A 14,917-nucleotide genomic window follows, 5' to 3' on the forward strand; every position below is an offset into this window, starting at 1 on the left:
TAACTAGAAGATGAAAATGCTGCCTAGTTAAATTCACCCCTATTTTCAACAACGCTTTGCTGTTATCTGCTTCCTGTCTGACTGTAGACAGAGTTTTGTGGTAGTTTACCTGTGCTGTAGTGTCAAAATCTTCTTGTTGAGATAGTGAAATTGGCTAGATCGCCGATTACTTGGCGATGTCTCGCAAAACAGGCGATAGGCTACGCCCCCACCAGAAGCGATCGCGCCAGACTCCATCCGACATACAGATAAAAGAACAATCCCATGATTTGCGATTCACTCTCTTACACAACACTTGGTAATATCAGCGTATCTCGCCATATCACCGAGGAGAAGATTGACACGGCACTAGATGACATTCTCTTCCACCTCAATCATGCGCGTGGAGTCTTGCTGACGAGTAGTTACGAATATCCAGGGCGATATAAAAGATGGGCGATCGGCTTTGTCAATCCACCATTGGAACTGACAATAAGGGAGAACAAATTTATCATCTCCGCACTCAACGATCGCGGTCAAGTGTTACTACCAATATTATTGCAACGTTTATCTGCCCACTCACAGATTCAACAACTCAACAGCAATCATCACCAAATCACAGGTTATATCTCACCCACAAAACAGTTCTTTCCAGAAGAAGAACGCAGCAAACAACCATCTGCATTTACCGTTGTCCGTGAAATTATTCAGACTTTCGCCAGCGAAGAAGATGAACATTTAGGGCTGTATGGCGCATTTGGTTACGATTTAGTTTTACAATTTGAACCAATTACCCAACAAATTACCCGTCCCAACCACCAACGGGATTTAGTTCTGTATCTACCCGATGAATTAATCGTTGTTGATTACTATCTGCAAAAAGCCTTTCGTCTTCAGTATGACTTTGCCACCAGCCACGGCAACACTGAACATCTACCAAGGACAGGCGAGTATATTGACTACCAGGGTAAACGTCTTCTACCAAAACAAACTGCCGATCATGCTATAGGCGAGTATGCCAAACTCGTAGAAAAGGCTCTCGACTACTTCCGCCAGGGTAAATTATTTGAAGTAGTTCCGAGTCAAAACTTTTTCACCGCCTGTGAACAACCACCCAGTCAACTATTTCAAATCTTAAAACAAATTAATCCTAGCCCTTACGGCTTCCTCTTAAATTTGGGTGGGGAATATTTAATCGGTGCATCACCAGAAATGTTTGTGCGTGTAGATGGTAGACGAGTGGAAACCTGTCCGATTAGTGGCACTATTAGACGTGGTGAAGATGCTTTAGACGATGCGGCCCAAATTCGTCAGTTACTTAACTCACACAAAGATGAAGCTGAGTTAACTATGTGTACTGACGTAGATCGTAATGATAAATCACGGATTTGTCAGCCGGGATCAGTACGGGTAATTGGTCGTCGCCAAATTGAACTCTACAGTCACCTAATTCATACAGTAGACCATGTTGAAGGCTTACTTCGACCGGAATTTGACGCTTTAGATGCTTTTTTAAGTCATACTTGGGCTGTCACAGTCACCGGCGCACCGAAACGAGCCGCTATTGAGTTTATTGAACAGCATGAAAAAAGCGCGCGCCGTTGGTATGGCGGAGCAGTCGGCTATTTAAGCTTTAATGGTAATTTGAACACTGGACTCATCCTGCGGACAATTCGCCTACAAGACTGTATTGCTGAAGTGCGAGTTGGTGCCACCGTGCTTTATGACTCGATCCCGCAAGCTGAAGAACAGGAGACAATCACCAAAGCTGCCGCACTGTTTGAAACTATCCGCCGTGCCAAAGCTATCGACGACACAAATCATAGTCTAAATTCCACTGCATCATTTGTGGATGTTGTCCAAAATCAACGTATCCTGCTGATCGACTATGAAGATTCGTTTGTCCACACACTAGCTAATTACATTCGTACTACGGGGGCAACTGTTACTACACTGCGTCATGGTTTTCCTGAATCCCTGTTGGATACAGAACGCCCAGATTTAGTGGTATTATCTCCTGGCCCTGGTAAACCTAGTGATTTCCGCGTCCCTGAGACAGTTAAAGCCCTTGTGCGTCGCCAAATTCCCATTTTTGGTGTTTGTCTGGGATTGCAAGGCATCGTCGAAGCATTTGGCGGGGAATTAGGCATTCTCAATTATCCCCAACATGGTAAACCATCCAGAATTTCTGTGACTGTTCCTGATTCTGTCCTTTTTCAAGGTCTACCATCATCTTTTATTGTCGGTAGGTATCATTCATTGTTTGCCCAACCGCAAACAATACCCAAGGAATTGAAAGTTACAGCAATTTCTGAAGATGAGGTAATTATGGCAATTGAACATCAAACACTGCCCATAGCTGCGGTGCAATTTCATCCAGAATCAATTATGAGTCTAGGAGGAGAGGTTGGTCTCAAAATTATTCACAATGTTCTGCGTTCACATAGCAAAGTTTCGAGTTATTAGTCAATTTTTCATCTGACTATTTTTTCGTTAAATGTTGTCTAATTTCCAGTAATAACAATTTTAGTATTTACTCTCATCAATTCAAATTCATAAATAATGCTTAATTCTAGAGATTTATGTATTTTGAATTCCCAAGTTGTATTAAGCTGGAGATAGACAGGTATTTAAGCATAGTACACATGATGTAAATCATGAATGAACTGTCTTAATACTTCATTTAAAATTTTTGATAATAAGCCACAAAATTACTTCATCAGGGAAAAACATGCTGCAAAAAGACAACAATAACTCTCAACAAGTTAAAAAAATAAATAACGAACAAGTAGAACAAATTATCAAAGCTATTATGGCCGGAAAGTATTCTTGGGCCTGTGTGTTACTACTGCGTTTTTCTGGCTACAATCCTGTAGACTATATTCCCTATCGCACTTATATTCGATTACTTAAAAATAACTATCTCAATGAAAAACCAAAGACAAATCAAACTGATAGTCAAGAAGTTTTTGAGATGAAATCAAACTGGATGCAAAGAAAAAATATAGGGTTAACACACTAAGAGGATATTTGTAAATTTGTGTTAGCATTAGCGTCTTTGCGGGAGAAAGATACTAGAAATCTTTCTCCTAATTTCTCCCCTATAAATAGAGAGACTTTTCCTGAAAAGTCTTTACTTATGCACCCATTCCAGCTAACAAAAATTAGGTTGGAGAAATGTTAATGTTAATCACGATATTTCTCAAGTATCCATTCAGCTTATTTATTGAGTTTGGTTTCTTTAGTGCTGAGTTACCGTAACAACTCAGCACTACTCGTCTACCCCTTGTTAGCCACCTTAGATTTTGCACCAGTAGGTTTATTGCAATGAAAGTACAGCGATGTACATCTGAAAATTCGCTCACAGCCTGATTTTTCGGTTGTCGGCAGTGCATCGCCAGACGATGATTGAACATGGTGCAAGATATCAGCCCCCTAATCCCCTATGGCAGTGTATGATGTATTCATTTAGTAGCAGCACCAAAAATACTATTCGTTTGCAACCTATTCTCAGAGAAGTTTTGTTGCAGAAAAGACAAGAAGTAGCTCAACTACATCAAAAATTGTCTTTAGCTTCTTTGCAACGGCAGTTAACAGCTGCGCCAACGGTGCGGGATTTTTGGACTGCTTTACAGCAGAATCCTCATCAACCCCGGCTGATTGCAGAGATTCAGAAAGCATCACCCAATTATGGAGTAATTCGGGCAGACTATGATCCCATAGCGATCGCTCAAGCTTATGAACGTGGTGGTGCTGCTTGTGTATCCTTAATCACGGAAGCGTCGGTTTTTCAGGGTAGTTATGAAACTTTACGCTTGCTGCGTCGGAATATCTCACTACCCTTATTATGTAAAGACTTTATTATTGATCCCTGCCAAATTTATTTAGCACGTGCAGCCGGGGCAGATGCGGTGTCGCTGATGGCGGCTATCCTGACAGATAGAGAACTACAAGATTTTTTACGCATAATTCATTATTTGGGGATGAATGCTTTAGTCGAGGTGCATAACTTAGCGGAATTGGATCGGGTGTTGCATCTGGATGATATACGCTTAATCTGCATTAATAACCAAAGTTTAGCAGACTGTAGTATTGATATTAGCATTACTCCAACTCTGCTAGCGGCTAGGCGATCGCAGTTACAAGATTTGGGTGTGATGGTAGTCGCGGAATCGGGTTTGTATGCTCGCGCTGATTTATCTTTAGTTGCTGAGGCTGGTGTAAATGCTGTGTTGATAGGTGAGTCTCTGATGAAAGAAACTGATATTGAGCAAGCTGTACGTAATTTGCTCAAACACAGTTAACTGACTACTAGCAGGATTTTTTTATCTGTTTTCAGGAATTGTTTTCAGTCATCTTGTAGTTGTCTTGACTTATCTCAGCGAAACCTTCTCCCCCTGGTTAGCACAACCAGGGGTTTTATTTTTTTGTCGTTATTGATTCTCTGGTGTTGCTGATTTGAATTATGAATTTGTTTCGCGCAAAGGCGCAAAGGCGCAAAGATTAGTTCAAATTTCAACCCTATAATCTACAGGTTCACCATTGGAATCGCGTTTCAATCCCTAATAGGGATTAGTTGAAATTTCAACCGCTCAAGCGATCGCTATGAGCAAAAAAAGCAATGTTTCAATCCCTAATAGGGATTAGTTGAAATTTCAACTCGCCACTCCGATAGCCGTTGGGCTGGGGGCGAGAACCAAGTCGTTTCAATCCCTAATAGGGATTAGTTGAAATTTCAACGACTCGGAAGAGGATGACTTTGCACCTGCTGATGTTTCAATCCCTAATAGGGATTAGTTGAAATTTCAACCTGGTGGAATATTTCGGGATGAAATCAAGTGCGGGTTTCAATCCCTAATAGGGATTAGTTGAAATTTCAACACCCGATCACCAAATTTGAATCTTTAGGGAGATTCAGTTTCAATCCCTAATAGGGATTAGTTGAAATTTCAACTCACTTAAAATTCTGTATATCAGTTATGTAATTGTTTCAATCCCTAATAGGGATTAGTTGAAATTTCAACGGGTATATGAGCTTCTTCCTCATGTGTGGGTGAAGGTTTCAATCCCTAATAGGGATTAGTTGAAATTTCAACTTTGGTCTTTTAGCTAATAGAGTAATCAATCAGAGTTTCAATCCCTAATAGGGATTAGTTGAAATTTCAACCGCAGCCTTAAACACCAAATAGAAGCTTGCTTGAGTTTCAATCCCTAATAGGGATTAGTTGAAATTTCAACTGCATTAACTTCAGAATCGCCCTACCGTATGCCGTGTTTCAATCCCTAATAGGGATTAGTTGAAATTTCAACATTAGCTAAATCTAGCCCTATCATTGGTCTTTCAGCGTTTCAATCCCTAATAGGGATTAGTTGAAATTTCAACGATCCTTACGGTAGCTTTGGTGGAGGATTCCCGGAAGGTTTCAATCCCTAATAGGGATTAGTTGAAATTTCAACAACTATCAAGTTGAACGTCCAACTGCTGCTAAAAAAGTTTCAATCCCTAATAGGGATTAGTTGAAATTTCAACTTTAAAGTCCAATTACACTGGATGTATTGAGTGTTTCGTTTCAATCCCTAATAGGGATTAGTTGAAATTTCAACCATGAATTTCCCTGAAGTTAACCTTTTTGCTGGTGTTTCAATCCCTAATAGGGATTAGTTGAAATTTCAACTCAAAGCTTCCTTAGGTACGTTTCTGGATACATTTTTGTTTCAATCCCTAATAGGGATTAGTTGAAATTTCAACCTTTCTGGGGTAAATGGATACTCAGCCCATATACCCTGTTTCAATCCCTAATAGGGATTAGTTGAAATTTCAACGATAGAAATACGTCCGGGTAATACTGGTGCAAGTGGTTTCAATCCCTAATAGGGATTAGTTGAAATTTCAACGGGGTAGTTGGAATTGAGAATCATGATGATTCTGTTTCAATCCCTAATAGGGATTAGTTGAAATTTAAACTGCGGAAGCCCGAAAGCTAAACTGTATAAGGTTTTCAAGGTTCAGATTCGCGGATGGGTCAATTATAACACGAGAAAATGTCAGTTGATTTGAGTGAAATAGCTGAAACCATTACTGGGTAAGGTGCGCGGATGGTTTTAAATTAATTTTTTCGCAAAAGCCTGTAGTGTAAGGGATACAGCCATTTTTCCTGAAAAGCGATTTTGTACACCTACCCATCCGCGCATTAGGCGAAGAAAATGGTTTCGTCGCGGGGTTGTTCGCCACCTATGCGTTCAATCTTACCAAAGCAGCAAGCACAAAGAAAGTAAAAGCGGATGCTGTCGGTGTCTGGTTTAATCAATTTGTGGAGACGCGATCGCAATTTGGCGTATTCAGTATCAGTAAGCTGGCACTCAAACACACTATACTGTACCCACTGCCCATAGGATTTGAGGATTTTGTGAATTTTAGTGCGGCGGTTGTCCTCTGGGATGTCGTAGGATATAACCACATTAGTTCTTGATTTTTCTTTCACTTCCCTGTTCTTATTTCAAAACTAAAGGTGGATATTTTGCGGTTTCACCCATGAGATATTTCCCTAGTAACCGTGCTTGCATTTCAAACGCTTCTTGATAAGTACATTTGCGCCCCATCACCGGATGTTTAAATTCTGATTGTTTTTTCTGTTGGTATAAGCGTAAAAATGTTTTTCGCCCTTCAGGAGTCAGGTAAACCGCACCGCTTAAGGGTTCGGTGACAAAATCTGAGGTTGACAAAAGTTGCTTATTTATGGTGGACAAAACTACTGCGTCTACAACTAAGGGGCGGAATTCTTCCATTAAGTCGAGTGCTAGAGAAGGTCTACCATAGCGATCGCAATGCAGGTATCCTAAATATGGATCAAAACCGACAATATTAATTGCACCTTGCACATCATGGCGTAATAAAGAATAGCCAAAACTCAGTAAAGAATTCACCGGATCAGTTGGCGGACGGCGCAAGCGGTGCGAAAATTCAAAAGCTGGGTTACGAATCATTTGATTAAAACAGCCAAAATAAGCCGCACTACCAGCACCTTCTAAACCCCGCAGAGAGTTGATATTATCTGTACTATCAATCGGTGAAATGGCGTTTTCTAAGTGAGTGATTTTTTTAGATAAATCTATGTCTGGACATTCCCGTTGGCGACGGATGAGAATATTACGGTAATTTTTCAATTTACCACGTACAAAACCTTGCACAACATGAATAGCTTGGGCTGAGTCTCCAGCAGCTTGCCATTGGGCTTTTCGCATAAAAATATTTTTGTTGGCTTCTGGTTCTATGCGTCCTAAATAACGCCCATTTTCTGTGAGAAAAGTTACAGGTATTTTGCGTTCTAGTAGTTCAGAAATTACAGCAGGTGAAACGGTGGCACGTCCTAAAACTACAACTCCATCTATTTTGATTAGTGGGACATCTAAGATGGTTTTTTTCTCATGTTTGACGCTGAGGCGTTCATCAATTTTACCAATGAAGGCATCTTCTTGGGTGATATAAACTGTACCCATGATTTTCTCCTAATTTATTGGAGGGTGAAGAGAGAATTTTTTAAACGCAAAGGGGCGCGGAGGAAACGCGGAGGGGCGCGGAGGTTTTTTTAGTTTGATTCTTGATATTTTTTTACTTTTTCTGTTGCTTGGGGTAGGCAATTAAGATATAAGCTACATCCTTGACAGCGTTCTGTTTTGATGGCTTTGGGCATTATGCCTGTATGTAACAAGTTCTGCACTGCTTCAATTGTATTGATGGTATTTTGTCTTAGTTTTTGGTTAATTTCTATTAATTGACGTTGGTGTGATTGGGCATAATAAATGTAGCCTGTGTTGATAGTTTTTCCGGTCATTTCTTCTAAGCACAAGGCTTGAGCGCAAACTTGCATTTCATCATTATCCCATTCTCCTTTACGCCCGCGTTTATATTCGACGGGATACCATTCACCATTTTCTAATTCAATTAAATCAGCTTTTCCGATAAGTTTGTAATTGTCTGATTTCAACCAAATTGCTCTAATTTGCCAAGTTTCTTCCCGTTGTCCTTCACCTACAGTATGGACTCTTTCATGTAAGCTTGTGCCTTCAATTGTGTATTGATTGTCAATAAATTCTCCTGTACAAAACATCCGCCAGCAGCGATGCGGACAATAGCTATATTGATTTAATGCTGCAATCGGAATGAAGTCATGTTCATTCATGGTTTTGTTATTTAGTAAGTGGTGGATATTTTTAATTCACGCAGAGGCAAGAGAGGCAAGGGGGAAATGTAGAGACGTTGCATGCAACGTCTCTACATTTGTAGTTTTTGGATAATTCCCCATTCTCTATTCCCTCCTACAACCGCCGCACCATCCCCATACCCATTGTTGTTTTTCTCCCCACACCAGCATATAAAGCAAAGTCAGCTAAGGCGTTAATTTGCTTGATTTGCATTGGTTCAACTTCACCTAAAATGCGATAGTTGACTTCTCCCAGAATGCCAATAAATTTGCTCCGAGAATCGGCTAATATGTCTGTATGAATGTTGACGAAAGAGGGAAAAATTGTCTCAATTGCAATTTGAGACAATTCTATGCCACTGTATTTATTCCACCTTGACAGCAAGGAATTAAAAACACATTCTCTGGTAGGGAGGGTTGTGTCATATTGTCCTTGACGGAAGGCGGTAGGTGTGGAGAAAGTTAAGTTAATGGTGCGATCGCTCTCACTGGCTTGCTCATATAATTCTGGATATGTGCATACATTCGCCCAAGGTTGGGTTGATTGGGCTGTGCCTTGAATGCTAGTAATATACAAGTTTGCTGAACCCAAATGCCAAGGGTGTTCCGGGTTGAGATTTAGCCACAGTGGAGTCAGTTTGCTAAATAAGCTGTCATCTAGTAGGGAAACACGCCACCAGCAGGGAGTACCAGCCGGGATGGGTTGTTGATGACTAAATTGTAAGCTGTGCTGGTGTGGTTTTGGTCGTCGTTGGATTTGTAGGGGTGACAGGGTGAAGGCTTTATCCGCGCTAGAGTTATGCAGATATTCCCCCAATGCGGGATCTACAGAACTGACTAATGTGAGGAATAAAGCATGGAAGTGTCTACCTGTGAGAAATTGCGGGTAGATGGGAGACTGGGGAAGTAGGTTGAGAACTAGGCTATGAGGCATACTACAATTCAAAATTCAAAATTCAAAATTCAAAATTCAAAAATTTATTTGCGTTTTTTTGTTGTAGATTGAGCAACTCGTGACTCTACCGTAAAAGCTGGGATTTCTTCGAGTTCCGTGTCGCTCAAATTATACTGTTCGCAAACGAGACTCAGACGATATCCGGGGGTTTTCACAGGGTTGACTGCATGAGTTAAATCGCCTTGAAAGTGCAGTAAAGTATTCATTTGCGGCTTAATTTGCCCCAGTTGGCGTTTGTGAGATTTGAGGATGAGTTCTCCGCCTTCCATGTTCAGAGGTACGCGCACATAGAGAACACTGACAAGGTGAGGCGGTTCGATGGTTTTGCAGTAGGAACGCAGAGAACGATCTATATGGGGATCAACGCGAGAGCCTTCTTTGAGTAGTAAGGGGTTGAGGTAAAAGGCGTTACAATTAGGCTGGAGGGCTAAGTCGAGATAGGGCTTGAAGTAGGGAAATTTTTGTTCTACTGTGGGGAGATGCGATCGCCTGAATACTACAGAAAATCCTTTAGTCCCCACAAAATCGCGGTTGAGGTTGTTGGTTGTAAAGTAAGGACAAGCATGAATTTCTCCCCACAAGTGGTTAAGGTAATCGCTGGGGAAGGCGTTGGGTTGTTGTTCGTAGTGTTTCACGGTGGGTGTGGGAGTATGGGAGAGGCGATGACCTACGGTTGCTCGCAGACCATCGCACAGTCATAATTAACTACGAAAATGATAAGCTATATGCACCGGAATTTTGATGTCTTTCATCTCAGTGAAATGATAATATTGTCCTCGCATCTGCACATTCTGAATTAAACTAACTGGAGGCATATTCACCACATCGTAGCTAATCACTTGATTAGTGAACATCACATCTAAAGGATTTAATGGATATTTACAAGTGAATATACCTTCAGCAGTTTGCGGTTTAGGTAATTCCTCAACCGTTACCTCAGCCTTACTCATCCACTTACCCAAGCGTATCCACTTTGGTAATTTGAGTTGCTTTTGCGAGATGACAAAAAACTCAAATTCACTTTCTGGCGCAACTTCTTTGGCTCTACCAAAACTGGGAATATTTTTCTGGGTTTTCTCCATCTCTACATGATAGTTATTGTTAGCATACTTCCAAGTGTTGAGAATTGTAGAATGTCCGATTGAATGTGCTGGAGTGACATAAATTCCCTGCTGATTCAGAGGTGTTAAATGCTCCTCATATTTCGGCACTTGTTCAGGACAAAAGTAGCGATATGAATATTCTTCAGCTACGTTAGTAGAGTAGACTTCGCTATCAACTAAACCCAGGGCGTAACATAGAGCATAATTGTGAATTATTGGCTCTGTTTCGTACAATCTTCCAATTTCTCGCGTGGCATAATACAGGCTGTCGTGTAATTCTAATTGACAACGGTAAATCAATACCATTATTCTTTCCCCGCTCTCGCAGCAGTTTTCTTTTTACTAATGTGCTTATTGGCATAAGCTTTAGCTTCTGCATCAGCTTTTTGCAAGATGCTGGTAATTCCTGTTTCACTCGCCGTGAGTTTTTTCACTTCATTCAGAAGAGGTTCAAAAGCATCACCAATAAAGTCAGTATGTACGATAAATTCTTCAGACATCAATGCTTCAATCGTATTTTTAGCAGCAGTAATTACTTCGTCTTCATCCAGAGGATCGGGAGAATTTAAAGCATTATTAGCTTTCATCTGGTCATATATTGCTTGAGTCCAGCGCAGATTACTGGTAATTTCTCCATCAGCAAATACAACCCCAATTAACTCATTTCTCACCCTACCTGTACGGGTTGTTTGCGCTCCATAATGGCGTGTTCGTAAAATGTTATTAAAAACGTAAAGGAAGCTAGCTTCTGTGGGGTCTTTCAGTGTGACAATGCTAGGGAAGAATACTTGTGGTCTGATGTGGTCTTGTTGATTAAGCCTAGCTGTAACTGTACCTATCTCACCATCTAATTTACCATCTGATTTCTTCTCTCCTTTGGCTGCCATTGTGCCATTTTCATAAGGAGCATTCAGAGTAAACGTTTCATGGGATTCATCAAATGCTGTGATGGAAAATGCTGTATCTACAACAACTTTCGATTTTTCTGAGCCGGAATCACCAATAGCAAAACCATAAATAATACAATCAGGATTGTCCATTGCAAAAGCTACGTTATATTCGCATTCTTCCGGTTTCATCAATTCATACTTGCGGAGTAATTCCCGTCCAACTAAACGTTCTGGGGTAGACTGCTTGCGTTTGAACATTGACAAACGGCTAATTGTATTTTTGTCTTTAATTCCCGCCCTGACTCTGGCTTTATTTAATTCGCCATCTGTTTGAAATAAAGGGTAAGATTCGGTGATACGAATTGTTAGGAAATGGGCATACTTACCCATTGGTTTGTAAGGAATTTCAGCTTGAAATAGTTGGGAATTTACAGTTTTTAGCAATGCCATAATCAATCTCCAAATAGTTTAGTAATGTTTGAGGTAAGATAAATTATTGATCGTCGTCAGATTCAGTAGACTTATCGTCTTTACCTGCATTTTCTTTGTCATCTTCTAGACGGTAAAGAAACTCACAAGTGTCTCGAATTAAGTTGATTTGACGACCTGCTAAACGTGCGCGATCGCCTGCAAATGCTTTCTCAAATACTTCGATGACAAAATACTTGGCAAAATCCAAGACAGCTTGTCTTTCTTCTTCCCGTTTACTCATTACCCAGCGTCCTTCCGCCGTGGAAGCATGAACCCGATCCATGAGTTTAAAAACTTCTGCGGCGACGGCTGCAACTAAGGTTTCTCCATGAAATACGCTTGACTCGGCTTTCAAGATAGTTTCTGCCGCAATATCAATCGGTTTTAACACAGCGTTAGACTTCGGATTATAACGTTTATTCGCCCGATAAAAACGGCGATAAAGTTCTGTTAAATTCTTGGGATGATTTAGACTCGATTCTGCTTTCACAATCAAGGTTTTCGTATTCATGTCATACTGTACATAAGGGTCAAAACAAGGATAAAAATGATAGGCATACAGCCTAATTTTCTCGATGCGTGCTGTTTCTACTCCTTGGTTACGTACCCAACGATTGAGGTAAGCAAAAACATACAAAGAACTGGTTTCAAAATCCTTTGCTAGTTCGGTAAATTTACCCCAGTTAGCATCATAACCAGATTTGCCTTGTCTAGCATTCACATCAAGGTGAATTGCATAGGCGGCGGTAAGCACATTTAGAGGTGCGGGGTATTGAATGCTGTTGTCATGCCAGCCTTCTAAGATGTAATCTAGACGGAAGCGATCGCGTCTGACTAATGCACGGAAAGCATGAGGCGCACTGTCTAAAAAAACGCTTTCTTCAAACTCAGCACCATCATTAAAAGGTGGAATTGGTGACTCAGACACCACAATTTTAACATCTAAAATCATCGGGAAAGCAAACGCCAACCAACTAGGCATTATCCAAGATTCGGTATCGGTGCTATCTCGTCCTGGCGGTAGTGCCATGAAGTAAAATGTTAAAGGTTGGTCTTCAGGATAAGATAGTTTAAATGTGCGGTCTTTGTCACGCTCTAAGTTTTCATCAATTAAGAAAGCATCTACACTTTGGTAATTTTCTCGTTCTAAGTTAGCTTGTAAATCTTTGCTAATAAAGTGATTACGGACGCTAGTATCAAAACGAGTTTGAGCAATACCGTTGTAAGCTTTCTGTAAAAACTTGTTGGTTTCTGGTGTGAAGTAATAAGTCGGGTAAAAATAGAGATAGCGATATTTACCATCTTCAAATCGTTTACCCACTGCTTGAGTTTGATTCATTAAAATTTGCCTCAGCATCATCTCCACACCCGCAATACTGGAGATGTTGCGTTTAGCATTAGAACCTCCTAACATTTGCTTATTTGTATAAACTTGGGGAGTAAATAAAACTGCCGATTCCATCTGTTCTGTCACTGTATAGGCAGAATGGGAAATTGAGCAGATTAATTGTTTTCCCCGTCCTGGTTTTTTGGCAGCATTATAGTTATTCAACTCAGCTAAAAATGTATCGACTTGAGTTTTAGCTGATGCTTCTTGATTCGTGTTTGGTAACATCACAATGCGTGATACCCAAACCCTTAAATCCTCCCAACCATCAGGCAGTTCATACTGTGCAATGATTGGTGAAATTAAGCCTGTGAGATATTGAATAACTTGTTGACAAGTTGCACGCACATTTTCAATCCCAGGATGATGTTCCAGATATTTTGCTGCTAGGTAATACCATTCATAAGGTACGCCTCCCGTATTTCCTTTTAATTTATGTTCTTTCAAACTTTCGTTGATGCGCTGAATTTCTCGAATTTGGGGCAAGTATGCTGTCAAGTTCCAAAATTCTGCAACTTTATGGGTTAAATTTAAAGGTGGAACTTCTGGCAGCTTTTTATCTTTCTTGCGAATATCCTCAATCCGATTTACCGTTTCATCCCAAATTTTGCGACTAACTAAATCACCAAACTCTGCTATTTGGTCTATGCGGATATCATCATCAAATTTAAAGTCATATTCAGCAGATAAAACGCCTTGTTTTTGAAACTTAATTAAATTTTCACTGCGACTTTTAGCAACTGAATCTTTGTTGGGGTTTAAGATGCGTAGAGTAGCATCTAACGCTACCTGCATCAAGCCAGGAGAATCAAAAAATAAGTTGTAATATTCGGCATATTTCATACCTTTACCATCTCTACCAAAACCTGTTTGTCTCAGGCGTAGTTGTCCTGCACAAAGCGATTTAATATTATCAACTACTCGGTCTGGTAAGTCTTTGGTTGAAATAGGAGGTGCATGACGCGCAGCTAAATAAATTACGCCAGTTGGCAGATATAACAAAGGTTCGTAGTAGGTATGCTCATCTGTATTCAAACTCGTATGAGATTGAATTAAAGCATTGTTGACTACATTAGTTAAAACCCCTCTATTTTCAGCAATGCTGTGATAAGTAAGTTTTAACTGTCCATCACTTAAAAAGTGGATAACTTCTTTGAGTTTGGAGTGTTCTGCGTCTTGGGGATGTTTAACAATTGAGGCGAGAGAGTCAGCTAACAATGTTAAACCTGATAGTTGTCGCAGGGTGCGATCGCGCAATACTGGATTCAACCCAAATTCTGAAAAATTCCAGTTAGTATCCCACCTACTTTGTGCATTATAAGCCATGCACAATAAATCATCAATATATTCTTGATAAGCTTCTGGATTCTCTGGATTGATAAACTTATCTAGTCCTAATTGACGAAGTTTTGTCTCAATAATTGGGCGATGTTCTGCTAATGGCAACTTCCGGCAATCATTCGGGACATCAGGGAACTTTTCAAAGTCATGTAAAATAAACCCAGCAATTACTAAACGCCGTTCTCTTTCTTTCACCACTCGCCGGACTGTAGTATCGAGTTGCTGTAAACGTCTCTCAATTAAATTAGCCGGGAATAATCCATTTAATAAGTGTGTATTCAATGATTGATCAGCAGCGTTATCTCGTCTAACTTTGCTTTTTCCTTCTGCTTCTCGCTGTTGGTCAATTGCATCAAAATACTTACCGCCTTTAGCAGTGACACCAATCGCTATTCGTAAGAGATTTGGTAAAACATACTCAGCAAAATCTGCCATTACTACATCATCAGGATTTTGTGCCTGAATTGCTTCGCGTAGCAGTTTCAAGCTGAGTAATTCTCCTTGGGTTTCGATAGTGCGATTGTTATCACTATCAAAGCCAAAATCACCCGATAACCAATCAATATCAGTCATTGTTTCATCTCCAAATT

11 protein-coding genes and 1 CRISPR repeat array are annotated in these 14,917 nt (G+C 40.3%); of the genes, 3 read left to right on the forward strand and 8 right to left on the reverse strand.

Annotated elements, in window-relative coordinates; translation table 11 throughout:
- The first annotated feature begins 264 nt into the window (after window positions 1-264).
- The 3 genes from A3775_RS19220 (at window position 265) to A3775_RS19230 (ending at window position 4,283) form a co-directional block, all read left to right on the forward strand.
- The gene (locus A3775_RS19220; RefSeq protein ID WP_066426320.1) at window positions 265-2,445 is read left to right on the forward strand and encodes an anthranilate synthase; all 2,181 of its coding nucleotides are present in this window, start codon (window positions 265-267) and stop codon (window positions 2,443-2,445) included.
- Between the two features lie 265 nt (window positions 2,446-2,710).
- Window positions 2,711-3,001 (forward strand): HetP family heterocyst commitment protein, encoded by a 291-nt coding sequence (locus A3775_RS19225; protein ID WP_066376980.1) that lies wholly within the window; start codon window positions 2,711-2,713, stop codon window positions 2,999-3,001.
- 382 nt (window positions 3,002-3,383) lie between these two features.
- A complete protein-coding gene (locus A3775_RS19230; protein WP_082803792.1) occupies window positions 3,384-4,283 on the forward strand; it encodes an indole-3-glycerol phosphate synthase TrpC in 900 nt (299 codons plus the stop codon).
- A gap of 179 nt (window positions 4,284-4,462) precedes the next feature.
- A CRISPR array of direct repeats spans window positions 4,463-5,944; the repeat unit is 37 nt; unit sequence GTTTCAATCCCTAATAGGGATTAGTTGAAATTTCAAC.
- A 226-nt stretch (window positions 5,945-6,170) separates the two neighbouring features.
- Here the strand turns inward: A3775_RS19230 and cas2 are convergent.
- The 8 genes from cas2 to cas10d form a co-directional block, all read right to left on the reverse strand.
- Entirely contained in the window at window positions 6,171-6,461 is a 291-nt protein-coding gene (cas2, locus tag A3775_RS23835) for a CRISPR-associated endonuclease Cas2 (protein WP_082803793.1), read from the reverse strand.
- A gap of 10 nt (window positions 6,462-6,471) precedes the next feature.
- Window positions 6,472-7,476: a type I-D CRISPR-associated endonuclease Cas1d gene (gene cas1d, locus A3775_RS19240; protein WP_066426324.1), complete on the reverse strand. Its 1,005-nt coding sequence runs from the start codon at window positions 7,474-7,476 to the stop codon at window positions 6,472-6,474.
- Between the two features lie 89 nt (window positions 7,477-7,565).
- Window positions 7,566-8,159 (reverse strand): CRISPR-associated protein Cas4, encoded by a 594-nt coding sequence (gene cas4 / locus A3775_RS19245; RefSeq protein ID WP_066426326.1) that lies wholly within the window; start codon window positions 8,157-8,159, stop codon window positions 7,566-7,568.
- Between the two features lie 136 nt (window positions 8,160-8,295).
- Entirely contained in the window at window positions 8,296-9,114 is an 819-nt protein-coding gene (gene cas6 / locus A3775_RS19250; protein WP_066426327.1) for a CRISPR-associated endoribonuclease Cas6, read from the reverse strand.
- Window positions 9,115-9,158: 44 nt separating this feature from the next.
- Window positions 9,159-9,770 carry a 2OG-Fe(II) oxygenase gene (locus A3775_RS19255; RefSeq protein ID WP_066426328.1) on the reverse strand — a complete coding sequence of 204 codons (612 nt, stop codon included), beginning with the start codon at window positions 9,768-9,770 and terminating at the stop codon, window positions 9,159-9,161.
- Between the two features lie 66 nt (window positions 9,771-9,836).
- Window positions 9,837-10,544, reverse strand: coding sequence for a type I-D CRISPR-associated protein Cas5/Csc1 (gene cas5d, locus A3775_RS19260; protein ID WP_066426330.1), 708 nt, complete (start codon window positions 10,542-10,544; stop codon window positions 9,837-9,839).
- The gene (gene cas7d, locus A3775_RS19265) at window positions 10,544-11,578 is read right to left on the reverse strand and encodes a type I-D CRISPR-associated protein Cas7/Csc2 (RefSeq protein ID WP_066426333.1); all 1,035 of its coding nucleotides are present in this window, start codon (window positions 11,576-11,578) and stop codon (window positions 10,544-10,546) included. The genes cas5d and cas7d overlap by 1 nt, the downstream gene beginning before the upstream one ends.
- A 43-nt stretch (window positions 11,579-11,621) precedes the next feature.
- Window positions 11,622-14,900 (reverse strand): type I-D CRISPR-associated protein Cas10d/Csc3, encoded by a 3,279-nt coding sequence (cas10d, locus tag A3775_RS19270; protein WP_066426335.1) that lies wholly within the window; start codon window positions 14,898-14,900, stop codon window positions 11,622-11,624.
- Between the last annotated feature and the right edge of the window lie 17 nt (window positions 14,901-14,917).

Origin of the sequence: Anabaena sp. 4-3 (genome assembly GCF_001597745.1) — a bacterium.
Lineage (GTDB): Bacteria > Cyanobacteriota > Cyanobacteriia > Cyanobacteriales > Nostocaceae > Trichormus.